The sequence below is a fragment of the Labilibaculum sp. genome (assembly GCF_963664555.1).
In the GTDB taxonomy this organism is placed as follows: domain Bacteria; phylum Bacteroidota; class Bacteroidia; order Bacteroidales; family Marinifilaceae; genus Labilibaculum.
On the sequence record NZ_OY761461.1, the window covers coordinates 1,976,781 to 2,003,595 of the forward strand.

At 35.6% G+C, this 26,815-nt stretch carries 20 protein-coding genes; 14 read left to right on the top strand and 6 right to left on the bottom strand.

Going from position 1 to position 26,815, the window contains the following annotated elements:
* Positions 1–111: 111 nt before the first annotated feature.
* The 6 genes from ACKU4N_RS07740 to ACKU4N_RS07765 all read left to right on the top strand — a co-directional run bounded on the left by ACKU4N_RS07740 (position 112) and on the right by ACKU4N_RS07765 (position 8,428).
* Positions 112–1,392, top strand: coding sequence for an adenylate/guanylate cyclase domain-containing protein (locus tag ACKU4N_RS07740; protein ID WP_321322177.1), 1,281 nt, complete (start codon positions 112–114; stop codon positions 1,390–1,392).
* Positions 1,393–1,773: 381 nt separating this feature from the next.
* Complete coding sequence (locus ACKU4N_RS07745) at positions 1,774–3,114, top strand: serine hydrolase domain-containing protein (protein ID WP_321322179.1); 1,341 nt, start codon at positions 1,774–1,776, stop codon at positions 3,112–3,114.
* A 341-nt stretch (positions 3,115–3,455) separates the two neighbouring features.
* Positions 3,456–4,532 (top strand): butyrate kinase, encoded by a 1,077-nt coding sequence (gene buk, locus ACKU4N_RS07750; protein WP_321322181.1) that lies wholly within the window; start codon positions 3,456–3,458, stop codon positions 4,530–4,532.
* Positions 4,533–4,877: 345 nt separating this feature from the next.
* Entirely contained in the window at positions 4,878–5,345 is a 468-nt protein-coding gene (locus tag ACKU4N_RS07755; RefSeq protein ID WP_321322183.1) for an NADH-quinone oxidoreductase subunit NuoE family protein, read from the top strand.
* 47 nt (positions 5,346–5,392) lie between these two features.
* Entirely contained in the window at positions 5,393–6,589 is a 1,197-nt protein-coding gene (locus ACKU4N_RS07760; protein WP_321322184.1) for an NADH-ubiquinone oxidoreductase-F iron-sulfur binding region domain-containing protein, read from the top strand.
* A 57-nt stretch (positions 6,590–6,646) separates the two neighbouring features.
* Positions 6,647–8,428, top strand: a complete 1,782-nt coding sequence (locus ACKU4N_RS07765; RefSeq protein WP_321322187.1) for an NADH-dependent [FeFe] hydrogenase, group A6 — start codon at positions 6,647–6,649, stop codon at positions 8,426–8,428.
* 77 nt (positions 8,429–8,505) lie between these two features.
* Here ACKU4N_RS07765 and kdsA read toward each other — a convergent pair whose 3' ends face one another.
* The 3 genes from kdsA to ACKU4N_RS07780 are packed head-to-tail and all read right to left on the bottom strand — an operon-like array spanning position 8,506 to position 12,663.
* Complete coding sequence (gene kdsA / locus ACKU4N_RS07770; RefSeq protein WP_321322189.1) at positions 8,506–9,324, bottom strand: 3-deoxy-8-phosphooctulonate synthase; 819 nt, start codon at positions 9,322–9,324, stop codon at positions 8,506–8,508.
* A 57-nt stretch (positions 9,325–9,381) separates the two neighbouring features.
* Positions 9,382–10,656: a replication-associated recombination protein A gene (locus ACKU4N_RS07775; RefSeq protein WP_321322191.1), complete on the bottom strand. Its 1,275-nt coding sequence runs from the start codon at positions 10,654–10,656 to the stop codon at positions 9,382–9,384.
* A 30-nt stretch (positions 10,657–10,686) separates the two neighbouring features.
* Positions 10,687–12,663 carry a tetratricopeptide repeat protein gene (locus tag ACKU4N_RS07780; RefSeq protein ID WP_321322193.1) on the bottom strand — a complete coding sequence of 659 codons (1,977 nt, stop codon included), beginning with the start codon at positions 12,661–12,663 and terminating at the stop codon, positions 10,687–10,689.
* A 170-nt stretch (positions 12,664–12,833) separates the two neighbouring features.
* Here ACKU4N_RS07780 and ACKU4N_RS07785 point away from each other — a divergent pair, with 170 nt between their 5' ends.
* The 7 genes from ACKU4N_RS07785 (at position 12,834) to ACKU4N_RS07815 (ending at position 21,918) form a co-directional block, all read left to right on the top strand.
* Positions 12,834–13,544: a cytidylate kinase-like family protein gene (locus ACKU4N_RS07785; RefSeq protein WP_321322195.1), complete on the top strand. Its 711-nt coding sequence runs from the start codon at positions 12,834–12,836 to the stop codon at positions 13,542–13,544.
* A 205-nt stretch (positions 13,545–13,749) separates the two neighbouring features.
* Positions 13,750–14,967 (top strand): C1 family peptidase, encoded by a 1,218-nt coding sequence (locus ACKU4N_RS07790; protein ID WP_321322197.1) that lies wholly within the window; start codon positions 13,750–13,752, stop codon positions 14,965–14,967.
* A gap of 189 nt (positions 14,968–15,156) precedes the next feature.
* Positions 15,157–15,738 carry a porin family protein gene (locus ACKU4N_RS07795; protein WP_156196142.1) on the top strand — a complete coding sequence of 194 codons (582 nt, stop codon included), beginning with the start codon at positions 15,157–15,159 and terminating at the stop codon, positions 15,736–15,738.
* 123 nt (positions 15,739–15,861) lie between these two features.
* Positions 15,862–17,049 (top strand): ATP-binding protein, encoded by a 1,188-nt coding sequence (locus ACKU4N_RS07800; protein WP_321322201.1) that lies wholly within the window; start codon positions 15,862–15,864, stop codon positions 17,047–17,049.
* Between the two features lie 100 nt (positions 17,050–17,149).
* Positions 17,150–19,549, top strand: a complete 2,400-nt coding sequence (locus tag ACKU4N_RS07805; protein WP_321322202.1) for an ABC transporter substrate binding protein — start codon at positions 17,150–17,152, stop codon at positions 19,547–19,549.
* A gap of 66 nt (positions 19,550–19,615) precedes the next feature.
* A complete protein-coding gene (locus ACKU4N_RS07810) occupies positions 19,616–21,061 on the top strand; it encodes a sigma-54-dependent transcriptional regulator (protein ID WP_321322204.1) in 1,446 nt (481 codons plus the stop codon).
* A gap of 341 nt (positions 21,062–21,402) precedes the next feature.
* Positions 21,403–21,918: an LUD domain-containing protein gene (locus ACKU4N_RS07815; protein ID WP_321322206.1), complete on the top strand. Its 516-nt coding sequence runs from the start codon at positions 21,403–21,405 to the stop codon at positions 21,916–21,918.
* Positions 21,919–22,257: 339 nt separating this feature from the next.
* Here the strand turns inward: ACKU4N_RS07815 and ACKU4N_RS07820 are convergent, their stop codons facing one another.
* Entirely contained in the window at positions 22,258–22,848 is a 591-nt protein-coding gene (locus tag ACKU4N_RS07820; protein WP_321322208.1) for an HD domain-containing protein, read from the bottom strand.
* Positions 22,849–23,085: 237 nt separating this feature from the next.
* Between ACKU4N_RS07820 and ACKU4N_RS07825 the strand changes: the two genes are divergently transcribed.
* Positions 23,086–23,463, top strand: coding sequence for a group II intron maturase-specific domain-containing protein (locus tag ACKU4N_RS07825; protein WP_321322212.1), 378 nt, complete (start codon positions 23,086–23,088; stop codon positions 23,461–23,463).
* Positions 23,464–23,557: 94 nt separating this feature from the next.
* On the opposite strand, the gene ACKU4N_RS07830 is transcribed toward ACKU4N_RS07825, so the two are convergent.
* Together ACKU4N_RS07830 and ACKU4N_RS07835 are read right to left on the bottom strand one after the other, a co-directional pair.
* A complete protein-coding gene (locus tag ACKU4N_RS07830; protein ID WP_321322214.1) occupies positions 23,558–24,847 on the bottom strand; it encodes a hypothetical protein in 1,290 nt (429 codons plus the stop codon).
* A gap of 227 nt (positions 24,848–25,074) precedes the next feature.
* Positions 25,075–26,178 (bottom strand): hypothetical protein, encoded by a 1,104-nt coding sequence (locus ACKU4N_RS07835; RefSeq protein WP_321322216.1) that lies wholly within the window; start codon positions 26,176–26,178, stop codon positions 25,075–25,077.
* Positions 26,179–26,815: the final 637 nt, after the last annotated feature.

A 26,815-nucleotide genomic window follows, 5' to 3' on the forward strand; every position in this document is an offset into this window, starting at 1 on the left:
AATAGAGGTATTTGATCTTCTTTTTACCGATAAAAATGTGGCGTTAACCTATTTCCAATTTCATGTTTTGTCAATATAATTTTATTTTGAGATCTATTTAAATCTTCCATCATGTTTGCAGAACATTATAAATTTCATGAGCCATTACATCTTGAGTTTCTTAAAATTGAAAGGAAGCGGGTTGGCATTATTTTAGTTCTTTTCTTAATCAGCTCTGTGTTAATTCCAGTGCTGCATCATTTAAGTCCTAATTTATTGAGAGCCTCTTTGAATAACAAAAAGTTTGTTGATTCGATGCTCTTTTGGTGGATGATTTTTTTCTTGTTCGAAATTTTTGTGTTTATCCGGATGAATTGGCTCATTAGAAACAAGCGCTCCATTTCTAAAAAAGTTTTGATTCCCAATTTAATTATGGAGTTTGGATTACCAGCCGTTATTCTACTTAATGCAATAAAATATGACAACTCACTTTTGCTGTTGGAATACGATGGGCTTACTTTTTATTTTTTGCTTTTGATGCTGTCGGCAATGCATCTTGATTTTAAGATATCCCTGGGGGCCGGCATATTGGCTTGCATTGGATATTGGGGTGTTTCTTACTGGGGGATACAATTTTTGAAACCTGTTGGTGATGTTGAGCAAATGATTGAAATTTATTTGATGAGGAGTATGGGTTTATTGTCAGCAGGAATAATTGCAGGCGTGGTTGCTGCAGAAATACGAAAGAGGGTGAATAATCTGCTGAAAGCAAAAGATGATCAAAATGAAATGGAATCTCTTCTTGGTCAGCAGTTATCCACACATATAGCGAAAGAATTGATTCTGCATAAAAATGATAAGGTGGGGCAAAAAATGACAGGATCTATTATGTTCATGGATATTCGTAATTTCACATCAATGGCCGATCAGCAAAGCCCTGAAGAGACCATTGAATTTCAAAATGCAATTTTTGATCCTCTCATCCGGATTATCGAGAAGAATAATGGAATTATTCACCAAATATTGGGGGATGGATTCATGGCTTCTTTTGGTGTTGCAGTTGAAAATCCAAATCATGTGGTTGATGCATATTGTGCTGGTGTTCAAATAGTCGAAGTTATTAATTATTGCAGGAATGAAATAAACGGTGATAAAACCCGTGTTGGTATAGGTCTTCATTGTGGCGAAGTAATTACAGGGAATATAGGCAATGAAATCCGTAAACAATTTTCCATTGCGGGCAAAAATGTAATAATAGCTTCCCGGATAGAACAGTTGAATAAGCAATTCGATTCACAATTTTTAGTGAGCAGGGCAGTCGCCGATCAATTAAATGGTAATACTTTAATTAATCTTGGGAAAATTAAGATGAAAGGAATTGATGAAAAAATTGAATTGTTTCAGGTGGTATAATTTATTAAAGACCTGCATTCCCGGCATCAGATAATTTTAGTTCCATTTTTATGCCGTTGCACTATATGGCTAATACTCGATGTCTTTTCGTTTTTAATGCATTTCTGTCCATAATTATGCTTTCCTGATTGCTTTAAAATAGAAGAGATTATTTCTTTGTATTTGGTTTGAATTTGCTAAAGCGACTTGTTTTGATGATTAAATGAATTATATTTGTGACAAAGGGTTTTGTTTTTACTGTTTATAAATAGAAGCTAATTTAGAATGGTATTACGAAAAAATATAAACATTTTTGTATTCTTAATAGTAGAAAGAATGTACTGACTTGTTGCTGGATGAGTTGTGATGTTGAAGTATAGCAGTTGAATCAATTTACATTTAATGATTGTAAGAAGATTAGTATCAGTATTTATCGTTGTAGCTCTGGTTATTCTTGACCAGACGTTTAGTTTCTCTACACAGGAAGCTCCCACTGTAAGAATCGATAACAGTATCGAAGCGGTGTCTCATAGAATTTCAAATAAATTATCTGACAGTGATCAGACTAAAAGGGCTGATAAAATATTAAATCGGTTTTTAAGGAGGTGGGAAGTTGCTGGTGCAACAGTTGCTGTTGTTAAAGATGGTAAATTGGTTTTTGCGAAAGGATATGGTTATTCTGATGTGGATAATGAGAAGGAGGTTGAACCATCCTGTCTGTTTAGAATTGCAAGCGTTTCCAAATTAGTTACCGCAACTGCAATTATGAAATTGCAGGAGGAAGGGAAGTTGCATTTGGATGATTACGTTTTTGGTGAACATGGTATTCTGAATGATGAGACATATAGCAATATTAAAGATAAACGCACAAAGAGAATAACTGTTGAGCATTTACTTCGTCATTCTGCCGGATTTTCAAGCAAATATGGCGATCCAATGTTTTTACCTTTGGCAATAGCGAAAAAAATGAATGTTGAGCCGCCAATTGATGCTCAAACTACGATTCAATTTGCATTGTCGAGAAGATTAAGCTTTACACCCGGAACCAGAGGAAGTTACTCTAACCTGGGTTACGTTATACTCGAGAAAGTTATTGAGAAACTTGCTGACAAGTCCTATGAGACATATGTTCAAACTCATATTTTAAATCCTTCGGGAATTTTTGATATGCACTTAGGGAGAAGTCTTCAAAAGGATCACTTTCCTAACGAGGTAAATTATTACGAGCAGTCTGATGCAATTAAAGTTTCTTCGTTTGACGGATCTGGAAAAACTGTTTTTAGAAGTAATGGCGGAAATAATTTGGAAGCTCTTGGTGGTGCAGGCGGCTGGATTGCATCAGGCGCTGAACTAATTAAATTTATGATGGCTATTGATGGTGACGATACTCTTCCGGATATTCTTTCCAGAAAAAGCATAAAATATATGACTACACCGAATAAGTTAGGTCATAGCCCGATTGGCTGGAAAGGAACCCGAAGCAATGGTACTTGGTGGAGAACCGGAACTTTAGCGGGTAGTTCTGCTTTACTAAAGCACGACAAAAATGGTATAAGTTATGTAATCATAACCAATAGTTCTACTTGGCGGGGATCAGATTTTACAAAAGATCTTAGTGTATTAATGAGCCAATTTTTAAGATCGGTAAAGGAATGGCCGGATCATGATCTTTTCAATCATTTTGAAGCCCGTCAGGAGGTAATTGCTCTCGACAAATTACCGTCCTATCAAGATTGGAGCTAAATTTAATACTTTATGCATTCTCTTTTTTAAAATAAGTTTAACTTTTGATTGCTCTCAAATTCCATTTGAGCAGTCGTCATGTCTTCTAATTGTTCAACGTAAGGATTTTTTTGTTGCTTTTGCAATTGGCTTACCTATAATATTTTATTGATTCCTGAGATAAATTAGGATCTTTCTTTGTATTTCCTTCAAATCAGTAGGTTTTGTGATGATTTATTACTAAAAATCAAACTAAATAGATAAATTGAAGTAAAATGTCTTTAAATGATGTTGAATTCTAATCAAGTTTGGTATTTTTGCATTCAAATTGAATAATACACAAACACAAACATACTTAACAAATGGAAACTCGTAGAATCTTAGCTATTAATCCTGGCTCCACATCTACTAAAATCGCTGTATTTCAGGGAGATAAATCTGTATTCTTGAAAAATATAAAGCATTCGAACGAAGAATTGGCTCAGTTCGGTAAAATTTCTGAACAGTTCGAATTTCGTAAGAATATTATTATGAAAGAGCTTGTAGATGCAGAAATTCAAATAGATTTAATCGAAGCAGTTGTTGGACGGGGAGGATTGGTCAAACCCATTGAATCTGGAATTTACTCGGTAAATGAGCGCTTAAAAGAAGATTTAAGAATTGGTATTCTTGGAGAACATGCAAGTAATTTAGGTGGTTTAATAGCCGATAATATTGCTCAGGCATTACCAAGAGCTAAAGCTTATATTGCAGATCCTGTTGTTGTTGATGAGATGATTGATGTTGCCAGAATATCGGGGCATCCGGAATTTCAAAGAGTGTCTATTTTTCATGCTCTAAATCAGAAAGCTATTGGCCGTGCTTTTGCGCAGTCGGTTGATAAGAAGTATGAGGAAATTAATGTGATTGTTGCTCACCTTGGTGGTGGAATTTCTGTGGGTGCTCACTGTAAAGGACGAGTAGTTGATGTAAACAATGCTTTAGATGGCGAAGGTCCATTCTCCCCTGAGAGATCAGGTACACTTCCTGCCGGAGCATTAGCGAAACTTTGTTTTAGCGGAGACTATACCCTTGAAGATGTAAAGAAAATGATTAAGGGCGAAGGAGGTTTGGTTGCACATTTAGGAACAAATGATGCTTATGATGTTGAGTTGAAAGCCAAGGCTGGTGATGCAAATGCAAAATTGATTCAGGATGCTATGTCATATCAGGTAGGAAAATCTATTGGAGAAATGGCAACGGTTTTAAAAGGTAAGGTAGATGGAATTCTTCTAACTGGCGGAATTGCCCATAATCCTGATTTGGTAAATTATATTAAAGAAATGGTTTCCTTTATTGCTCCTGTTGTTGTATATCCCGGAGAAGATGAAATGAAGGCCTTGGCAATGAATGGATATATGGTTCTGCGCGGTGAAATTGAGCCCCGGGAATATTGTTAATTATATAATGATCTAATAAAGAAAGCCTTCGGTATATTACCGAAGGCTTTTTTTGTTTTATATGCAAGAAATCACTGTTTAAAAGAAGTCTAAATTCAAATTAGGCATGTTTCGCAACATTGTCTGTTGAATATAAAGAAAAATTATTAAGTAGGTTTATTTCTTTAGATATTATATTTTATAGGGGATTTGTTGGTTTAACTATATTATGTGATGTTGTTTTTTTTTAATGTAATTTATAATGTGTTGTGTTTGAGTCTGTAGAATTAAATAGAGAAAAATTTCTTTATTTTTTTTATCTTCAAAGAGAAACTCTATTAATATTAACTCTTAAACCATTACTTTATGGATTTTCAAGAAAAATTAGTGCAGGATTTGGTTTCCAAACATGGGAAAGACCGGGAAAATCTGCTTCCAATATTACAAGGAGTGATTGATCAGGAGCGATTTCTTTCTGAGGAAGCAATTCTAAAAATTTCGAAGGAAATGAGTATTCCTGCTGCAGATGTTTATGGAACTGCAAGTTTTTACTCTTTTCTGGACATTGAACCACGGGGAAAGTATGTAATTCGTGTATGTAAAACTATTACGTGTGCAATGAAGGGAAAAAATCAAATTGTTCTTGCGATAGAGAATTTTTTGAAAATTAAAGTTGGTGAAACGACTATCGATAAAAAATTTACTATTCTTCAAACAAACTGTTTGGGGTGGTGTCATAAGGCTCCCGCCATGTTGGTAAACGATGAGGTATATACAGAGCTAAGCCCGGAAAAAGTTGTAGATATTCTGCGCGAGTACAAGGAAAAAAATTAAACATTATAACCTAACAAAGCAAAACTAACATCTAAATACCCTTAGGTATGACAACAACAACAGCAACAAAAAAACAACTTCATAGAATCGATTTGATCTTTAAGAATGATGATGATTGTAAAGAGATTCTTCGAAATGCATTGTCAAGATCTGACCAGGAAATTGTGAATGAAATGGTGAATTCTGGTCTTAAAGGTAGAGGCGGGGCAGGTTTTCCAACAGGATTAAAATGGAAACTGACTGCTGAATCTAATGAAAAAGAAAAATATGTAATCTGTAATGCAGATGAAGGAGAACCGGGAACATTTAAAGACAGGGAAATATTAACAAGAGTACCCCATAAGGTTCTTTCGGGCATGGCCATGTGCGCTAAGATTATTGGAGCTCAAAAAGGCTATATTTATTTAAGGGGAGAATATAAATTCTTAGTTCGTGATTTAAAGAAAGAACTAAGAAAATTTCATGATATATTGGATGAGTTGGGATTGGATTTCCGGGTTGAAATTTTTATGGGAAGCGGTGCATACATTTGTGGTGAAGAGAGTGCGCTGATTGAATCCATGGAAGGCAAAAGAGGGGAGCCTAGAAATAAACCTCCATTTCCTAGTGTAAATGGTTTTAAAGGAAAACCGACAGTAGTTAATAATGTGGAAACGCTGGCACATTCATACACAATATTAAAATTTGGAGCCAAAAAATTTAGAGATCTTGGAGTTAAGGATTCTCGCGGTTCCAAGGTGTTTTCAGTATCTGGGGATACTCCAATACCAGGTATTTATGAGTTGGAATTAGGTATGACTGTTCAAGATTTTGTTGATGATTTTGGTGATGGCGATTGTAAGGCAGTTCAGGTTGGTGGTGCTTCGGGTTTTTTGGTTCCGCGTAAGCGTTTTGGAAAAACGACTATTGGTTACGAGGGGAAATTAACCGGTATATCCTTGCCTACAGGAGGATCTATGATGATCTTTAATAGTTCACGATCCATGTATAATGTTCTTAATAATTATCTTGAATTTTTTGAGGAAGAATCTTGCGGACAGTGCACTCCTTGCCGGGTTGGTTGTCAGCAGCTTTTAAAAGGAATTAAAGCGGTTAAACGTGGCGAAAAACCAACCTCTTATCTCGATCAACTACTTAAATTAACTGAAACCATGAAGTTGACAGCTAAATGTGGATTGGGTCAATCGGTGGCGAATTCGTTTTCTTCTATTGTGGAAAATTTCCGCGAGGAGATGATTTATTAGTAAGAAAATAACCAATCTGAATTTTGAACAATTTAAACTGAAATTGATATGTCAAACATGGTGAATTTAACAATTAATGGAATTGCTGTTAGTGTTGAGGAAAATAAGACCATACTCGAGGCAGCAAAACATCTCCATATAAAAATACCTACGCTTTGTTATCACAAAGACCTTTGTGTAGCAGGAAACTGCAGAGTCTGCGTTGTCGAACAAGTGGGTAATCATAAATTAGTAGCTTCCTGTGCCACTCCTGTTGCAGAGGGAATGGAGATCAATACAAACACTTTAAAGGTAAGAAATTGCCGCAAGCATATTATTGAGCTTTTACTCACAGAGCATAGAGAAGAGTGTACAAAATGCTATCGTAACGGGCATTGCGAATTGCAGGCATTATCTGCAGAATATCAAATCACAAATCAGGATTTTATTGATTTGGTACCGGATAAAAATTATACTGTTGACAGGCTTTCTCCTGCAATTGAGAAGGATGACAGCAAGTGTATCCGTTGTCAGAGATGTGTTCGAACATGTGCGGAAATACAGAGTGTTGGAGCTATTGCGGTTGCTCATAAAGGATCTGAGATGAAGATTTCTACATTTTTCGATCGATCGCTTGACGAAGTTGTTTGTACCAATTGTGGTCAGTGTATCGTTCATTGTCCCACGGGCGCATTAACCGAAAAATCATATGTAGAAAAAGTATGGGATGCGCTCGCCGATCCGGATACGCATGTTATTGTGCAAACAGCTCCGGCTGTTCGTGTTGGATTAGGAGAGGAATTGGGTTTAGGACTGGGGACCCGAGTTACCGGTAAAATGGTTTCAGCTTTAAAAAGATTGGGTTTTGATTCTGTTTTGGATACCAATTTTACTGCTGATTTAACCATTATGGAAGAAGGAACAGAATTGCTGACCCGATTAAAGCGGGCGCTTGTGGATGATGATCCTGAGGTTACCTTGCCAATGGCTACTTCTTGTTCTCCGGGTTGGGTAAAATACATAGAGCATAAGTATCCTGAGTATCTACCTAATCTTTCGACTTGTAAATCCCCACAACAAATGTTTGGTGCTTTGGCTAAGACGTATTACGCCAAAAATGTAAATGTTGCGCCGGAGAATATCATATCCGTTTCTATTATGCCCTGTACGGCTAAGAAATTTGAGGCAAATCGTCCTGAAATGAAAGACAGCGGTTATAAGGATGTTGATTTTGTGTTGACTACCAGAGAATTGGCTGTAATGATTAAACAGGCAGGTATCGAATTTGAAAAATTGAATGATGAAATTTTTGATTCAATAATGGGTGTTGGTTCTGGTGCAGGGGCTATTTTTGGTGCTACTGGCGGTGTTATGGAAGCTGCATTAAGAACGGCTTACGAGATTGTTACAGGCCGCGAAGTTCCATTTGATAATTTGGAGATTATTCCGGTTCGTGGCTTGGAAGGAGTAAAAGAGGCAACTGTTAAAATTGAGGGAACTGTTGAAGAGTGGAATTTTCTGGAAGGAGCCGAATTGAAATGCGCAATAACTAATGGCCTCGAGAATGCTCACAAATTGCTGGAAGCAATTAAGAGAGGCGATAAATTCTATCATTTTATTGAGATAATGGCTTGTCCGGGCGGATGTTTGGGCGGTGGCGGTCAACCATTCCCTGTTGATAATGAAATTCGATTACAGAGGATGAATGCTCTTTATGAAGAGGATAGAAATCTTCCAATTCGAAAATCTCATGAAAATCCTGAAATTGTACAGATTTATAAGGAGTTTTTGGATGAGCCTCTAAGTCATAAATCACATAAACTTCTTCATACTTCTTATGTGAAGAGGGAACAGTATTAGTGTTTAATTAAAGACTAATGAGTGGTTATTGGTAAGTAAAAAAAAGATCCGGTTGTGGCCGGATCTTTTGTTTGTATTTAGAATTGATTGATTACTTTTCGAATAGCAACCAGTTTAGTCAATAAATCTTCTAAATAATCCAAATGAAGCATGTTGGCTCCATCTGATTTTGCGTTTGTCGGATCAGGATGAGTTTCGATGAAGATTCCATCCACACCAACGGCAATACCTGCTTTAGCTACAGTTTCGATTAATTCCGGACGACCACCGGTAACTCCATTTGTTTGGTTTGGTTGTTGCAACGAGTGAGTAATGTCCAAAACTACAGGGCAGTTATTCTCCTGCATCACAGGAATCCCTCTGTAATCAATAATCATATCCTGATAGCCGAACATATTTCCGCGATCAGTTAGGATCACTTGGTTATTTCCTGATTCGCGTACTTTATTTACAGCAAATTTCATTGATTCAGCAGAAAGAAACTGGCCTTTTTTTATGTTGACTACTTTTCCTGTTTCCGCGGCAGCAATCAGTAGATCAGTTTGGCGACATAAAAAGGCAGGAATCTGCAATACATCAACATAAGCTGCAGCTATTGCAGCTTCTTCCGCAGAGTGAATATCAGTAACTGTAGGAACCCCAAAAGTATCACTCACCTTTTTTAAGATTTTTAAGGCAGCTTCATCACCAATGCCTGCAAAAGAATCTAATCTGGATCGGTTTGCCTTCCGGTAAGATCCTTTAAAGATGAAAGGGATTTCAAGTTTATCAGTAATTTGAACAATTCGTTCAGCAATTTTCATGGCAATTTCTTCGCCTTCAATGGCACAAGGACCGGCCAAAAGAAAGAAGTTTCCACTATCTGTATGTTTTATATTTGGAATGTTTTTTATCATGATGTTCTAATTTATTTTAGGGCAAAAGTAACAATTTTTGCTTGTTAAAAGCAGAAATTAAAATCTGTTCTTCCACCAGCTTCTTAATCTTTCCCAAATTTTTAATTCCTGAGCATTTTGTTGCGGTATATATAATCTTTGAGTTTTTATTTGATCTGGAAGGTATTGTTGATTGACAAAATTACCCGGATAATCATGTGAGTATAGATAGTCTTTTTTGTAGCCCAGATCTTTCATTAGTTTGGTTGGGGCATTTCGCAAATGAAGTGGCACAGGTAAATTTCCTGTTTCTCTTACCAGTGCCTGAGCTTTGCCAATTGCCATGTAAGCAGCATTACTTTTGGGCGAAGTTGCCAAATAAATGGCTGTCTCGGATAAAATAATTCGTGATTCGGGCATTCCAACTAAATTAACCGATTGAAAACAGGCATTTGCAAGCAAAAGGGCATTCGGATTTGCCAGTCCAATATCTTCACTCGCCGATATTACCAGTCTTCGGGCAATGAATTTTGGTTGTTCTCCGCCTTCAATCATTCGGGCCAACCAATATACTGCTGCATCGGGATCTCCGCCACGAATTGATTTTATTAGAGCAGATGCAATGTCAAAATGCTGTTCTCCATCCTTATCATACATCGAGGGGTTTTCCTGCAACTCTCTGGTCACTATTTCGTTGGTAATGCTTATTGATGTGGTGTTTTGAGAATTCACCACCAATTCCAGAATGTTTAAAAGTTTTCGGGCATCTCCACCTGAGAATTTTAGCAGTGCATCTTTTTCAGGGGTAAGAATTTCTTTTTCTTTTAGGTAGCTGTCATTGGCAATAGCATAGTCGATCAGTGCTTCCAAATCTGATTTTTCCTGAGCTTTTAGTACATAAACCTGACATCTTGAGAGTAAGGGCGATATTACTTCGAAGGATGGATTTTCAGTAGTTGCTCCAATTAAAGTTACAGTTCCATTTTCAACAGCTCCCAATAATGAATCCTGCTGCGATTTACTGAATCGATGTATTTCATCAATAAATAAAATGGGATTTGGGGTGTTGAAGAATTTTTGTTTTTCAGCTTTGGAAATTACTTCCCGAACATCTTTTACTCCCGAATTTACAGCCGAAAGAGTATAGAATGGCCGGTTGAGTTGTTTGGCAATGATTTTGGCTAAAGTTGTTTTACCAACGCCAGGTGGTCCCCATAAAATAAAAGAGGACACATTGCCTGATTCAATCATTTTTCGTAAAACGGCATTTTCCCCAACCAAATGTTTTTGACCTAGATAATTTTTCAGATCTGTGGGGCGTAATCGTTCAGCTAAGGGTTGATTGGGAGTCATGTATTTTGTGTTCTGTTTGTTAAGCTTGGTTTAGTCTTTGTTGCAGTATCTTTTAATTACATTGTATGCGTCAATTAAGCCCAATTCTCCGGCCTTACTTAAATCTTCGTAAGCTAAGTCTTTCTGATCAAGAAATAGATAGACTAAACCTCGGTTATAATATGCCTCGGTAAAATTAGGATCAAGTTGAATCACCCAATCGTAGTCGGCAATTGCTTTTTTAAATTGTTTCGATTTGGCATATGCGTTACCTCTGTTATATATGGAAAACAAAAAGGATGGATCGAGTTGAATTGCTTTTGTGTAATCGGCAATAGCACTGCTGTAATCCACAATTGTTTCGTTTTTCTTTTTCTTTTGTTCCGGATCAAGATTAAGCAATGACTCTCCTGTATCACCAATAGATTGAATGTAATCGGTCATCGCTGCAGATGCATTCGCACGATTGAAATACGCAAAACAAAAATCGCTTTTTTTCTCAATAGCGATACTAAAATCTTCAATTGCCTTATTAAATTTTTTGTCCAGCAGATAGTAGATTCCACGGTGAAAGTAGCCATCGGAATTCTTTGCTTCAATCTTAGAATTGGCATTTGCTATTTGTTCTTCAATTATTTTTTTAGGGTATTTAAAATGTTTGTTATTAATTGTAAACGCCGGACTGTAATTTTGTTTTTGATTGTAATTCATTATTGCCTGGTCGTAATATTGAACCTTACCGGCTCGCAAAGTATCGAGATCCAGGTGAGTAATGTGAAAATTATCTTCTAACTGTATGCTAACATATTTATCCTGAACACGGCCTTTAATGATGTCCTCGGTGAAGGATTCCCTTGAATTTAAGTCGATCAGTTTTTGGAAATTCTCAGTTGTATCAACAAAGGCCGACATGGCTCCTTCATTTTTCATTTTTTTATAGCGCTCAATAATGAGCAAAGCCTGATTTCTATCTTGAATTGAACCATCAATATTGTTCAATTGTCGTTTTGCCGAAGATCTTGCCAAATATGCTTTTGCAAAATCAGGATAAATTTTGATGGCTGTTGTGTAATCTGCAATAGCACCATTAAAATCTCCAATGTCCATTTTAACAAATCCCCGGTTAAAATAAATAAGCATATTATCAGGATTCATTTCCAAAACGTTATTAAAATCCTCAATAGCAGAGTTGTAATCGCCAATTTCAGATTTAAGTAAAGCTCTGTTGTAGTAGCAGTGTGCATTGTTTGGATCCAATTCCAGAACCTTATTGTAATCTTCAAGGGCTCCTTTGGGATTTTTATTTGCATAGTTGGCAATACCTCTACTCATGATTACCCGTGTGTTTTCCGGTTCTATTTTAAGAGCCCGGTCGTAATCTTTAATGGCCTCATCGTATTCCTTTTTCTTGAATTTTAAATAACCTCTGTTCCCAAATGCATCTGCCGAAAATTCGTTCAGTTGAATCGCTTTGCTGCAATCCTGAATTGCCCCATCAGTATCTCCAAGATTATCGCGGACAATTGATCTGTTAAGGTAGGCACCCATTAATTCAGGATCTATTTGAATGGCTTTTGAATAATTTACATTGGCTTCATTGAATTTTTCAAGAGCAGCCAAACTATTTGCTTTACTGAAATAGATATTCGCATTGTTCGGTTTGAATTCCAAAGCTTTTTCAAAATCTTTTAAAGCTCCTTGGTAATTTTTTAACTGATATTGGGCGATGCCCCGATAGAGATAAGCAAAAGTGTAATTTGGATTTAATTCCAGTGCTTTTGTGTAGTCAACAATTGCACCGTTAAAATCTTCAAGCTGTGATTTTGCCAGTCCCCTGAAAAAAAAAGGCTCGGGAAGATATGGTTTAACCCGAATAATATCATTAAACTTTGTGATCGCTTCAGTATAATCATCAAACTGGATAGCACTTCGGCCTTTATCGAATATATTTTCGGTGTTTAATTGTGCGCTAAGCTCAAAAGAGGTTAAGCTGAATAGGAAGAGAATCAAAAGAGTTATTCTGGGCATTATAAATGTTTTTAAGCGTAAAAGTTATTCGGATTACAAATTTAAGAAATAATACATTCCTTCCATTAAATAATGACTCTATATAACAAAAAACACGCCAAATGATTTTTGTTATTTCTTAAAAAGCCTTAAATTAAGAATAGAGCTTAAACTAATTACAGGAGGTTGAAATGAATAATATTCTGTTAAAGTACATGGAGAATCGGTTTCAATCCAAAATAATTGATCCTAGAAGGGGTGTTTTTTGTGAAGGACCGGTAGTTACTATCTCCCGGGAGTGTGGCTGTACCGCTATAAATATTGCAAATATGATGGCTGAAAAGCTTACCTTAAAAACGGGAAATAGATGGACGTGCTTAACCAAGGAGATTCTTGAGCAATCTGCAAAAGAATTAAATTTAGCACCTGAGAAAATTGAATATGTTTTTAATTCCAGGGAGAAATCGACCTGGGATGAAATTTTAGCCGCTTTGTCGAGTAAATATTATCAAAGTGACCGTAAGATCAGAAAGACTATTTCTGATGTAATCCGAGGCTTTGCATCCAAAGGGAATTGTATTATAATTGGTAGAGGAGGAGTAGTTCTTACTCAAAATATTGAGCGTTCATTTCACATAAAGTTGCATGCTCCCTTGGAATGGAGAGCTGCGCAGTTACAGGAGATTTACAAGTTGAGTACGAATGAAATGTTGTCTTATGCAAAGGAAATTGATAAGAAACGAGAAGTTTTGCGAAACTATTTTAATAAAGAACCTCTTTCCGACACCGTTTTTGATGTAATTTATAACTCGAAAAATTTATCAGATGAGATCATTGCTGAAGCAAGCATTCATATGATGGAAATGAAAGGAGTGCTTGGCAAACGCATCGTAATGGGATAAATATTGTAATAATTTAGTTTTTTTGAGAAATTGACTTTAGGTTGATTTCTCTTTTTTTATGCTTTTTCTTTTTAATTTATAGATAGTATAACTTGTATTGATCGTATTTCATCGAAAAAATGAATGAAAACAGGCTGTTGGCTTGCTTGTAAAACTGTTTTTATTACTTTTGCAACCGTTTGAAATGAGAATATTAAAGCAAAATATGATGAAAATTAAATTCCTTAGCGTAATGCTTTTAGCGACAGGTATGTTATTATCTACCGCAGTTAAAGCAGAGAAAAAAGAAAAAGAGGAGAAGAAAGAAGCTTATGTTTTTACTGATGTTAAAAGATTGCCTGCAACTTCTGTAAAAAATCAGCACAGATCTGGTACCTGCTGGTCTTTTTCCGGATTATCATTTATCGAATCAGAAATGATTAGAATGGGAAAACCAGAAACTGACTTGTCGGAAATGTTTGTGGTTTATAACTGTTATTCAGATAAATCGATTAAGCATGTAAGATTAAATGGCAAATTTAACTTTGGTGGCGGAGGTGCATTTCACGATGTAACTTATGTGATGAAAAATTATGGTATTGTTCCAGAGAGTGTTTACCAAGGCTTAAACTATGGTGAAGAAGGACACACACATGGAGAGTTGGATGTTGTTTTGAATGATTATGTTGAGGCGGTTATTAAAAATAAAAACAAAAAACTTACGCCGGTTTGGCACAAAGGATTTGATGGCATATTGGATGCTTATTTAGGAGAACTTCCTACCAAGTTCGATTATGAAGGAAAGGAATATACTCCAAAATCATTTGCCAAGGACTTTGTTGGTGTGAATCCTGATGATTATATCGAAATAACTTCTTATACTCACCATCCTTTTTATGAGAAATTTATTATTGAGGTGCCTGATAACTGGTTGTGGAATGAGGTATACAATGTACCAATGAATGAGATGATGGAAATCATGGAAGGTGCAATTAGGAAAGGTTACACAATTGGTTGGGCTTCTGATGTAAGTGAAAAAGGTTTTGCATACCGAAAAGGTGTTGCAATTGTTCCGGGAGTAGATACAAAGAACATGAGTGATTCTGAGATTTCTAAATGGGAAAATCTTTCGAAAAAAGAAAAAGATGATAAATTATTTGATTTTGACGAGCCTGGTACTGAAAAAGTAATTACTCAGGAAATGCGTCAGGAAGCGTTCGATAATTACAACACTACTGATGATCATGGAATGCATATTGTTGGAATTTCCAAAGATCAAAAAGACAACAAATATTTCATCGTGAAGAACTCATGGGGAACAGAAAATAACCCTTATGATGGGTATTTTTATGCTTCTTATCCGTTCGTTGCTTACAAAACAATGTCTTTTATGATTCATAAAGATGCATTGTCGAAAGAAATGAAAAAGAAATTGGGCTTGTAATTGCCTAATAATTATAATATTTGAACCCCGGTCAATTGGCCGGGTTTTTTGTTTTTTACATCTTTGTAGACCATTTGTTTTATATGAATGCTAATATTCTTTATCTTAGTGGCTGTTTATTACTGATAAATGAAATAAAAATCCACGTTTAACGGGATTTATAATAACTTGAATGTAAAGATATTAATTATGAAAAAGATTTTTTTAGCTGCAGTAATCTGTATGTTTTCAAGCGCATTGTTCGCACAATTGTCTTCGCCGGTAAATTTTGGTTTGCATGCAGGATTGGTGAGTACCAAAGCTGATACTGATATGGGAGGATTTTCAGGAATTAAAGAAAAAGCCGATAACGGAATGATGTTAGGTGCTTTTTTAAGAATAAACCTTAATAAATGGTATGTACAGCCAGAGTTGAATTATGTATCCAGAAAATCCCAACTAGAAATCTTAGGTGATTCTTATGATATCAAAACGAAGAGTCTTGATGTACCTATTTTACTCGGGTACAAAATCATAAAATTGCCAGCTTTTAAATTGAGAGCTTTTGCTGGTCCGGTGGCTTCATTTAAAATTGACGATAGCCTTAAAAGTAGTGCTGAGGAAAGATTAAATGGCAATTTTAAAGGAGCTGTATGGAATGGAAAATTTGGTGCCGGTGTTGACGTATGGAAATTGACATTGGATGTTGATTATGAAGTAGGTTTTTCTGATGTTGCCGAAGACCTAAAACAAAATATGGTAAATGTAACTTTAGGATTTAAAATCTTCTAAACTGCTTTTTCAAAGATATTGAAAACTGCTGATTTTGGTCAGCAGTTTTTTTTTGCGCTGAATATTTTTTGTAATTGCTATATTTACAATTCTTCTAATCTTCGTTTAAAACCAATTTCAGTCATGTTACTTAGTCACGAAAAAAAGTTAGAACTTTTAAAAGCACTTGATTTCCTTGCGGAACAGAATATTGCATCCTTCCAGTTTTTAGCTGGCATCGTAGATGAAATTAATGTAGCGAAAGGGGAGACAATTTTTTCCAAAGGAGATTTGGGTGGAGCCGTATTTATTATTGCAAAAGGTTGTGTTCAGATTCATGACGAAGGACATATTTTTATTGAGCTGAAGGAAGGGAAAAGTTTTGGAGAGTATGCACTGATCAAAACAGAGACACGATCAGCTTCTGCAAGTGCCAAAAGTGATTCTGTCCTGCTTCGGATTACCGACGATCATATTCAGTTGCTCGAAGAAGAATTTGATGTTCGGATAATTGATACTATTCTTCATCCTCTAAGGAACATTCGGAAAAGAATGGTAGTGAAAGATCTTCTCGAGGAAGAATTGACGCAGCAAAAGGCAATCATTGAAAAGCAACGAAAAGAATTGGAGAGCCTGAATGCGACCAAAGACAAATTTTTCTCGATTATTGCCCACGATTTAAAAAATCCCTTTGCTTCATTAATTGGAGCTTCCGATTTGCTGGTTGATAATGCAGATGAGCTCTCTCTGGAACAAGTGAAAACATTTTCGGGAATTATCAATCAGTCCGCTCGTCAGGCTTTTCGTTTGTTAGAGAATTTATTAACATGGTCGCGAATGCAGACCGGATCAATTGCATGGAAACCGAAAGAAATTGATTTATGGGATTTGGTGAATGAGGTTGTGATTTTGCATACCGGAAGTGCAGAAAATAAGGAGATCAATATAGAAGCAGTAATTGATGAAGATTTGAAGGTCCTGGCTGATCCGAACATGATAAATACCGTTGTTCGTAATCTGGTATCCAATGCCATTAAATTTACTCCAAGAGGTGGAAGTGTCACTGTTTCATCGCACATAAGTGATGAATATGTTGAGATTTGGGTTACTGATACAGGTATTGGAATTGATTCCGAAGGAAAGAAGAAACTATTTCGAATTGATGAACAATTGATGAAATCGGGAACTGAAAATGAAACAGGAACAGGATTGGGATTGATATTATGTAAGGAATTTATTGAAATGCACCATGGAAATATTTGGGTGGAAAGTGAACCGGGGAAAGGTAGTTCTTTTAAGTTTGCACTACCTGTATCTTTTCCTTCTTTTTAATAACCTCTTAAAACATTTCACGTAACATCTGTTTGTATTCTTTATTTGAATTGCATTGTTATATTTTAGGGCTTTCTTAGTTTTTAGTAAAGATTCTTGTATGAGGTATTTAAAGTACATCTTTTTTTCTCTGTTTTTGTTTGCATCGATTAATGCTAAATCGATTGAACGAAAAAAAATTCTTGTTTTACATTCCTATCATCAAGGCTTAAAATGGACCGATAATGTCAATCTTGGCATCAGGGAGGTAATGGATTCATTAGGCAATAAGTTTGAATTGGACTATGAATATTTGGATACCAAAAGAAATCCGTCCAAGGAGTATCTCGATAAAATAATTGAGCTGTATGATCTAAAATTACAGGAAGAGAAGTACAATGCGATTATCGTTTCCGATAACAATGCTTTGTCTTTTGTGAAGAATCATGGCAAAAAATACTTTAATAATACACCTATTGTATTTTGCGGGATCAATCATTACCGTGATGATTTAATCGAGGGGGTAACAAATATTACAGGAGTAGCCGAAGAGGTTGATTGGGACGGGGCTATTGATTTGATTTTAAGAACCCGTCCTAATACAAAACATATTGTTGTTATTAATGACGATAAAACCACTACGGCCAAATTAAATAAGCTTGCCCTGCTCGATTTGGCGAAAAAATATGAATCGAAACTACAGTTTACTTATTTCGAGGATCAGGCAGTTGATGAGTTGGAGGAAAATGTTAGCAATATTAAAGGAGACACGTGCATTTTGCTTTTGACATTTAATAAGGATAAAAACGGCAGATTTATTAGTTTTCAGGATAATTTAGATTTATTTGTTCCGCAAAGTAAAGTGCCAGTGTTCATTACCTGGGCTTTCCTGATTAGTGATGGCGTTGTTGGTGGAAAAGTGGTAAGTGGACGTCTTCATGGAAAAATGGCAGCCACAATGATTGATCAGATTGTTTCAGGAATACCTGCTGATTCAATTCCTGTTTATCGCAAACCATTGGATAGGTATGTTGTTAATTATAATGAAATTAAGCGTTTTGGGATTGATAAGAATGTGCTTCCTGATGATACTTTCCTTGTAAATGCACCTCAATCTTTTTACAGTGAGAATAAAGAATGGATTCAGCTGATAGGAGGAATTACCTTTCTGGCAGCACTTATTATTTTGGTTTTATCAAGAGCTATTTTAAGACGAATCAGGGCTGAAAAAGCTTTAATCATAGAGCAAAACCGCTTGAAAATATCTGTTAAGCATGAACGTTTAATTGGTTTAATTGGCCGTTTGTTGAATGCATCCGAAGATTTTAAGAACGTATTGGATGATGTTTTGAAGTTGATGACAGACGAATTAAATGTGGCAAGGATAAGTCTTTATTCACTAATTGATTCAACGAAAACCGGTGTTAAAATTAAAAGTAGAATTTCTTTAAAAGGGAAAAATATAAAGGATGTTAATCAGTTTTACTTTTCGGAAATCGATGAAATTATCTCAAGAGTTAAAATGAATAAAAGTATCGTATCCCGCGATTTGTCAAATTTAACAGAGAAAGAACAAGAATATTATAGAATAAGAAATATTGGAGCTGTTGTTTTGCTGCCTGTAATGGTAGAAAATGAGGTTGTAGGTTTGATGGGATTTGCTCAAAACAAAGCTCATAGCTGGACCAGAGACGAGATTAGTATTTTCTTTTCGACTGTGAATATGATTGCGAATGCCTGGGAACGGAATTCTTTAATGATTGATAGAATTGAGGCAGAACAAAAAAATGTTGAAGCCTTAAGAATGCTTGAGCAATCGTCTCGTCTGGCTTCAATTGGTGTAATGGCAGCAGGAATTACTCATGAAATAAATCAGCCCTTAAATGCAATTAAAATAACTGCTGACAGCGTGTTGTTTTGGCAAAAAAGAAATCCGGGACAGTTGCCCGAAATGTTTACAAGAAAAATTCAAACTATTTCTGAGGGAACAGCAAGGATTGATTCCATCATTAAGCACATGCGGACTTTTTGGGAGAAGCCTCACATCTCCGAGGAAGAGATTGTTGATATGGTTGAAGGTGTAAACCGATCTTTATCCCTGGTAAAAAGGCAGGTGTCGGATCATAGCATCGAATTAATCGGGAATCTGCCAAAGAATGCTGTAAATGTGCATGCAAATTACATTCAATTTGAACAGATTGTGGTCAACCTGATTGTGAATTCAATTCACTCTTTGGATAAAGTTCAAAAGGAGAATAAAAAAATTAAATTGAATGTTTATCAGGATTCCAAACATGGAGTTTTGGAGATTCATGATAACGGAACCGGGATCGAATCAAACATTCGGGAGAAAATATATGATCCTTTATTTACAACCAAAGGAAATGAAAGCGGCAGTGGCTTAGGAATGGCGATCGTAAAAACATTTATTGATCGATTTCAGGGGGAAATATCAGATTATAATAATGAAGATGGCGGGGCAAGTTTTATTTTGCGTTTTAAATTGAAGGAAAATAGTTAAAACTGCAAGGTGAAGATCGATTGCTGCAAGTGAAGAGTACTGAGGAAAATTAAATCAGAAAGAAAAATGAGAATTCTTATTGTTGATGATGACAAATCAAGTGGAACGGCTGTTGCTGAATTTATTGAGGAGCAATTGGCGTATTCAATTCATCTTTGTCATAATGGCGAAGAGGCATATAATTCTTTGAAGAATGAGGATTTTCAGATGGTTATTTCAGATCTGAGAATGCCTGGAATTTCAGGTTTGGATTTGCTGAAAAAAATAAAACTTTTACCCAAAGGGGATGAAATTGAGGTGGTAATTATGACTGGTTTTGGTGATATGGAAAGTTCCATTGAAGCATTACGAGGCGGAGCATATGATTATTTGTTAAAACCGGTTAATATCGAAGAATTAGCTATTTTAATTGAGCGGGTTGCCGAGAAAATTCAATTGAAAGGCGAGAACAGGGATCTTAAAGAAAATATAAAGCAAACAATCTCTCACGTTAGGAGAGAGGAAGCCGAGCGAATTCAATATTACGAAACTACCATTCGTGAGATCACAAGTGTTGGTAAGATTGGCGTTTTTTCAGATGTTATGCGTGGGGTTGTTCGTATGGCAGAACAGTTTCATGAAGATCGGTCGGTACCGGTTTTAATTGAAGGAGAAACCGGAACAGGGAAAGAGGTTGTTGCACGTTTGGTTCATTTCGGAAAATCGAGCGATATTACAAAGCCATTTATCTCGATAAATTGTTCTGCAATTTCGCCGGCACTATTTGAAAGTGAATTGTTTGGATACGACGAAGGTGCTTTTACAGGGGCTCGTAAAGAGGGAAAGCCCGGCAAATTGGAATTGGCACAGGGAGGAACTTTATTTTTAGATGAAATAGGTGAAATGCCATTGGATATGCAGCCTAAATTGCTGCGTGTACTGCAACAGAGAGAAATGTATCGGGTTGGGGGAAGCAAACCTATTGAATTGGATGTTAGGGTGATTTTTGCCACCAACAGGAATTTAAAAGAAATGGTGGCTGAAAAAACATTCAGAAGTGATTTGTATTATCGTTTAAATACCGGACGCTTGTATATTCCTCCTTTGCGGGAAAGAAAGGAAGCAATCTTATCCTTTTCTCAAATTTTTTTAGATCAATATTCTAAGAAGCGGAACCGAAAGTTTAGATTCATAAGTAAGGATGCTAAAAAAATGATGCAGGATTATGCCTGGCCGGGAAATATCCGGGAGCTGAAAAATACAATTGAAAGAGCAACTTTACTTTATAATGATTTAGAATTAAAACCCGAACATTTGAGGTTTTTACAGGCCGATGATAATGAATTTGAACCCAAAGAACAGCCAATTGTTTTGGGGCGCATTGTCTTACCTGATGATGAATTAAGAATTGAACAATTAGAGCTGGAAATTGTTCGGAAAGCATTAAAAAAGTTCGATGATAACAAATCAAAAACAGCAGAATATTTGGGAATCACCAGAAGTGCTCTTCGCAGCAGAATGAATAAATTATAAGTACTGTTGAGGTTCGAATTTATCAGGTATTTTCTTTCCCTAAAATAGCTCGTAATAATTCCATTGCGGGTGTGATTTTTTTCCCCATATGTGTATTTTTTTCACATGCCTTTTGATGACTAAAAGTGTTTGAAATGAGATACTTGTTCGTTTTTGAAACAGATTGTACGAAAGCTGTTCAGAATTGAACATTATTGGTGTATTTATCAATTCTGCGGATTCTTAGTAAGAAGCTTGTTGTCAGGGTATTGTATTTTTGTGCTTATGTGATCTCTATTTTACAGTTTTTTGGCATTCCTTTTGCATTTAAACGGCTGATGTTTCATTTAAATCTAAAAGGCATGGAAGTAAGGACTGATACACAAATTAAGAAGATCAATTTCAGGAGTGATAAGAAGAACCTTTTGGAATCATTTTTATCGAATTCGAATGTCTTAGGGCACGAATCGTTAAAAGTGGATTATAAGCTGTTTCTCGAAGCTGCGAATAAGAAAAATGTTCAGTTTGAATTTATTCGTTTGAAAAGCTTTAATCTTGATAAAACATCATTTGATATTAGTAATGCTAAAAATGCATTACTCGAAGCAGATTATGCTTTGGCAGATTCAGGAATGCTGATTATTGATACTCAGGATCAGGATGTTTTATTGACCGTTTTTCTGGCAGAAGTACTTCATGTTGTTGTACCTGCAAGTAAAATTATTCATTCAATGGACGATTTTGAATTAATAAAAGGAAAGCGTGCTGTTGAACTCGGTGGCGGAATAGCAAGTATTTCAGTTTCTTCTTCCGATAAAGGACACCGGTTTTCATCGAAAGTATTACGCACAATGGTTTACATACTCGAAGATATCTAGAAATTATATCGATAATTTAGAGGGGGTGGGCAATTCGCCCCTTTTTTTATTAAGGAAGCCTGGAGAGTTCAATTTTATTGTCATTCTAAACTTGACTACGATCGGTAAGTTTACATACAGGTGTTTTGTCTTTGCTCAACAGCTTGTTTCTAAGTGAAGTTTTATTTTTTGGATACTCCGGCATTATCGAATCATTATTACCCGGATTCTCATTATTGTACTCACTGTTTTATTATTGATGCTGATAATGCCGTTATAGGCTTGGTTTATGTATGGTGGTATCAGAGGTGGAGTAGAGGTTAACAGACCGTCACCTGCCTGCTTATTCTGCAAGTGTATTTATTTTTTTAGAATGCCTTTTCGTACACTGTTTTCGATAAGGGTTTTAGCATAATCCCACAATTTTGTTGAAGCATTTTCTATTACTTTCTTTTTGTTGCAAACAGTTTGATATTTTACACCGTATTCTTTCCATGTCCCACCCTTATTTGATGTATTCTGCAATAAAGGTTCAAGTCTGTCCATTGATTTTGCAAATTTTGCCTCATTGGAAAGCCCATCTTCAAATTCAGTCCAGATTTCAATAAATTCTGCAGCCTGTTTTTCAGGTAAAATTCCAAAAATCCGTTTGGCCGCTTTCAGTTCTTCCTCCGTATTTTCATGATCTTTATTTTGGTCGTATATAAAGGTATCACCAGCATCTATTTCCACTATATCATGAATTAATACCATTTTTATGACTTTTAGCAAATCAATTTTTACATCAGAATGTTTGCTTAAAACAATTGCCATCATCGCTAAATGCCAACTATGCTCAGCATCATTTTCGTTCCTGTCACTATTAAATAGTTTTGTTCTTCTCTGAATGTATTTTATTTTATCAATTTCTTTAATAAACTCAATTTGCTTTAGTAAGTCCTCATCCATCATTTTCATCCATCTTTATGTTGTTGCCAACGGCAGTCTTGTCTAAAAACTCATCAAACTGCTCAAATTAAGGTTCAAATATAGCGGTTTTAAGCATACCTGAAAATTGAAAATCCTTTTATTTGGAAATAGAATTGAGGTTATTATTTGGGCTACTTTTAACTCGTAGCATTACGATTAAGAGGATGGGGTGATTGCTCCACAGACAGCCTTACAGCATTAGTCTTTTTACCTTACAATTTGCACAGGCTCGAAGAACGCATCCAAAAACTGAAAGAGGTTCAGCGGGGTTGGGTAAATAACTTCCGTATGGCAAGTATTTTAGCCAAACTTCAAGATCTCGACGGTTGGCTGCGCAACAGGCTCAGATATTGCATTTGGCACCATTGGAAAAAACTTGAACGAAAACGGAAAAACCTGATTCGTTTAGGAGTTGAACAAGGACAAGCCTATGCATGGTCTCGTTCACGTATGGGTGGTTGGGCGATTGCTCAGAGTCCTATTTTGGTAACTACTATTACTCTTGAAAGATTGCGGAAACGCGGTTATGAATCTATGCTCGACATTTACAAACAAATCACGCCTGTTCGACGTGATTCCTTATTCCCCTTAACTTAACGAACCGCCGTATACGAGACCCGTACGTACGGTGGTGTGAGAGGTGCATCCCGACTATTTTAGTCGGGACCATCTACTCAATTCTACGCCGTTTTTATATTTTCATCAGTCTGCTCGTCGCAATTAATACTTTCTTCGCTATCATTTCCAAGACTGAAATATCATATACCAAATATTTTAATTCTGGAGATGATGGAATCAATAAATCATAATTTTTGTCTGATGATTTAGTATGAACGACTCTGCATCTTATTTCATAAATCCGTTCTGCAATTTCGTTAATTAAATCTGCTGTTTTATTTGCTATGTTCAATGTTTTTGAAGCTATGTCTTTAGCCTTTTTACCTTTAAAGAACTCTACCATTTCTTCATCTCTTTCAATGTGGTCTCTTAACTCTTCAATAGATAAACAATCTTGAATTGTAGATTTTAATTGTTCTAATTCAGAGCCAAAACCTAATTGATTTTTATTCAAATTGAGAGTAGAGAGGATTTTCGTAATGTCAGAATCTTTATTAGGATTAAAACGAGGGTCTTTAATTATATTTTTTATTGTACTATGAGCATTCTTATTTGAAAATATAGGAAAATAGAATTCCAAGATTTGGTACAACGCAAGAAATTGAAGTAAAGGCATTTCAATTGCTGATTTAGCATACCAATATAAAGACATTGGTTCACTATCATATTCATATGTTGGAAATGCTTTGTCTAAATCTGTTTGTTCTCTTTTTCTTCTAAAATATGTTCGTCTTATTTCTCTATCATCAACCAGTTTAAAACCGATGTTTGATGAAAGGTCTAACTTAAACAGTACAGAATTTCCTATTTTTTCGAGTAAGCTTTTCGCTTTGTCGTGTTTCGTGATGTCAATATTTTCTATTCTAATAGTTGGTCTTCTTCTCGCAAAATCAAAGCGAGGCATTCTGTCTTTACAGAAGGATAGAATGGCATATTCAACACTTGCACTTCCTATTGAAACAACTATCCCATTTTCTGATTTTTCAAGTTCATAACGAGCAAATTCCTCAGGTTCACTATCATCATCGCATAATAATTTACCAAGTCTTTTTAATAAGAAACTTGGTGGTGCCATATGGCGTGTGACTGGAGCTATTTCACATTCTATTGACTTAAATTTTGGAGACCAGATGGCTTCAAAATCCATTATGAACTTATAATGCTCAAAATTGCTATCCAATAATATTTGCTCTTCTATTCTATCATTAAATTTTATTGGAACAAAATCTCTTGCACGAGGAAACTTGGCTATTTGATACTTAACTTTTTCTCCTTCTTCATTGAAATCCGTTTCTCTTTCAACTTCTTCAATGTTTATTCCAGCATCAACTAATTTCTCTAAAAGTTTTCCTTTAATTTTCATATATGCAGAATTTTTATTTTAAATGGCGTAGAACGGTTTGGGCATATGAACCGTGCGGGGATTGAAATAACCTTCCTTTCTTTAATCGCACAGAGCCTAATGGTTTTATGGAGACTAAAATTAACAATAAATAGTTTCTTTAAAAGCATTGGGCGGACATATTAAAATCACCGCAACTCCGCGAATCACCACGCCCCGCATGGTTTATGATGCCGTGTTGGCGATAGTTAATTCTCATTCTTACGATGCATTCTAATATATTCCTCAAAATCCGTTATTAAAACATCTTCCTTCATTAAATATGGATAAACCTTAAAAGGAGAAGTGTCAAATAAATAATTCCTATTAATTAAAAAAATATCATCAGCAATCCACTTCACATTAGAAAATACTATTAAATCATTACTCTCAACTGGAATATCATGCAGTTTTGATTTTTTAAATTCATTAAGAAAACCATCTTTCTCATAACACTTGAAACTATTAGGTGTTTCAAAAACAAAAACGGTTTGCCTGTATTCATCATTTATAGCAAAGGAATAAACTTGATTTAACGTGTCCAAGATTAATTCCTCCCCTTGATAACACGCTATTATTGAATAACGATTGTCTTTTGCAAAATATGAATAAGATAGTTGATTGTTTTTAAGAGAATCTCCTTTTGCATATACTTTTTGTCCTAGTATATTTTTGACATCCTTTAGTTCCAATAACTTTACTGAATCAACTTTTAATTTTGAAATTGTATTAAGTTCATAATACATATTTGGCAAATAACTACATAAAGTATCTTTCTGAGTAGAACTAATTACTTCAATTGGATTATTCAAAGCGTAATAAAGAAGGTTCAAAGTATACTTTACGTCAAAATGAAAACCAAACTGTCGAATAACTATTTTTTGAAGAGAATCAATCGGTTCAGTGCTATATACCTCTTTTTCTATACCACAGAGGTTTAGTTCATTGATTTTAGAATGCGGAACCATTTGATAAACGTTCTCATTAATTGTACTATCATAAACTGATTTATAATAACTTACCCTACTATATTTATCTGAACCGATATTCAAAAAGCTATAATTTTCTCCCTTATAGCTATTTCCATAATCATGTATAAAATCCAGCAAAACAGGTTGCTCATATTTCATCTGCTTACAAAGCAATGACGCATATTGCCCTATTATTCTAGAATTATTAATCTCCTCATATCTAAATCCCGTTTTAAAACGTACTGTTACATTTTCAAATTTGTATGTAAAATATCTATCCGTATGTGCATAAGATTCTACTAAAAAAATAGTTAGGAATACTAGTACTAAAATATGTCTCATAAGTTCTTTAGCTCTTAATTATCGCCAACGGATGGTCGTATGCTGCGTAGCCTGTGTTGCGCCTGCGGCAGGCTATGCAGTATACGACGTGTGTGTGCCCTGCATGAGCATGACCACACCCACCGAAAGGTCGTTGAAAATGTTAAATATACAAATTTAGCATAAACAATGATTCTTGGAGGGTGTATTTTTTTTCCAGAGGGTGCAAGTCCCTTATGCACTGTGGTGACTCTCAGAAGCATTAGTAAGTCGCAAGGTGGTTTACCGTGAGGTATGCACTGAAGGAAGCGAGACTACAAAATCCGGTACTGACGAACAGTACCGAACTTGTGAGATTGTGAATGCCATTTAAGATAGCAGGAATGAACCAACCTGATATGAGGCTATAAGTTTGGATAAGGCAGCACATCATGTCGACGTCCCAGCTCTTTAAATAAAGAGAATAAATGAAGTAGTAGATCAGGCAGGCATTGGAGGAAGGTACCGACCGTAGGAAGATCATGAGCACTATATTAAAATTATTACGTGAATAAAATGTTCTTACCAGGGGAGGTCTTGTCAACCACGAGTTGGTTATGGCAAGAATTGGAGCGAAGCGGAAATCGCGAATTCGCATGGAATTATTTTATGAGCAACT

Excerpts from the sequence above, each read along its gene's own strand:
- ACKU4N_RS07740 (WP_321322177.1), top strand. The coding sequence starts at position 112 with ATGTTTGCAGAACATTATAAATTTCATGAGCCATTACATCTTGAGTTT.
- ACKU4N_RS07745 (WP_321322179.1), top strand. The coding sequence starts at position 1,774 with ATGATTGTAAGAAGATTAGTATCAGTATTTATCGTTGTAGCTCTGGTT.
- buk (WP_321322181.1), top strand. The coding sequence starts at position 3,456 with ATGGAAACTCGTAGAATCTTAGCTATTAATCCTGGCTCCACATCTACT.
- ACKU4N_RS07755 (WP_321322183.1), top strand. The coding sequence starts at position 4,878 with ATGGATTTTCAAGAAAAATTAGTGCAGGATTTGGTTTCCAAACATGGG.
- ACKU4N_RS07760 (WP_321322184.1), top strand. The coding sequence starts at position 5,393 with ATGACAACAACAACAGCAACAAAAAAACAACTTCATAGAATCGATTTG.
- ACKU4N_RS07765 (WP_321322187.1), top strand. The coding sequence starts at position 6,647 with ATGGTGAATTTAACAATTAATGGAATTGCTGTTAGTGTTGAGGAAAAT.
- kdsA (WP_321322189.1), bottom strand. The coding sequence starts at position 9,324 with ATGATAAAAAACATTCCAAATATAAAACATACAGATAGTGGAAACTTC.
- ACKU4N_RS07775 (WP_321322191.1), bottom strand. The coding sequence starts at position 10,656 with ATGACTCCCAATCAACCCTTAGCTGAACGATTACGCCCCACAGATCTG.
- ACKU4N_RS07780 (WP_321322193.1), bottom strand. The coding sequence starts at position 12,663 with ATGCCCAGAATAACTCTTTTGATTCTCTTCCTATTCAGCTTAACCTCT.
- ACKU4N_RS07785 (WP_321322195.1), top strand. The coding sequence starts at position 12,834 with ATGAATAATATTCTGTTAAAGTACATGGAGAATCGGTTTCAATCCAAA.
- ACKU4N_RS07790 (WP_321322197.1), top strand. The coding sequence starts at position 13,750 with ATGATGAAAATTAAATTCCTTAGCGTAATGCTTTTAGCGACAGGTATG.
- ACKU4N_RS07795 (WP_156196142.1), top strand. The coding sequence starts at position 15,157 with ATGAAAAAGATTTTTTTAGCTGCAGTAATCTGTATGTTTTCAAGCGCA.
- ACKU4N_RS07800 (WP_321322201.1), top strand. The coding sequence starts at position 15,862 with ATGTTACTTAGTCACGAAAAAAAGTTAGAACTTTTAAAAGCACTTGAT.
- ACKU4N_RS07805 (WP_321322202.1), top strand. The coding sequence starts at position 17,150 with ATGAGGTATTTAAAGTACATCTTTTTTTCTCTGTTTTTGTTTGCATCG.
- ACKU4N_RS07810 (WP_321322204.1), top strand. The coding sequence starts at position 19,616 with ATGAGAATTCTTATTGTTGATGATGACAAATCAAGTGGAACGGCTGTT.
- ACKU4N_RS07815 (WP_321322206.1), top strand. The coding sequence starts at position 21,403 with ATGGAAGTAAGGACTGATACACAAATTAAGAAGATCAATTTCAGGAGT.
- ACKU4N_RS07820 (WP_321322208.1), bottom strand. The coding sequence starts at position 22,848 with ATGATGGATGAGGACTTACTAAAGCAAATTGAGTTTATTAAAGAAATT.
- ACKU4N_RS07830 (WP_321322214.1), bottom strand. The coding sequence starts at position 24,847 with ATGAAAATTAAAGGAAAACTTTTAGAGAAATTAGTTGATGCTGGAATA.
- ACKU4N_RS07835 (WP_321322216.1), bottom strand. The coding sequence starts at position 26,178 with ATGAGACATATTTTAGTACTAGTATTCCTAACTATTTTTTTAGTAGAA.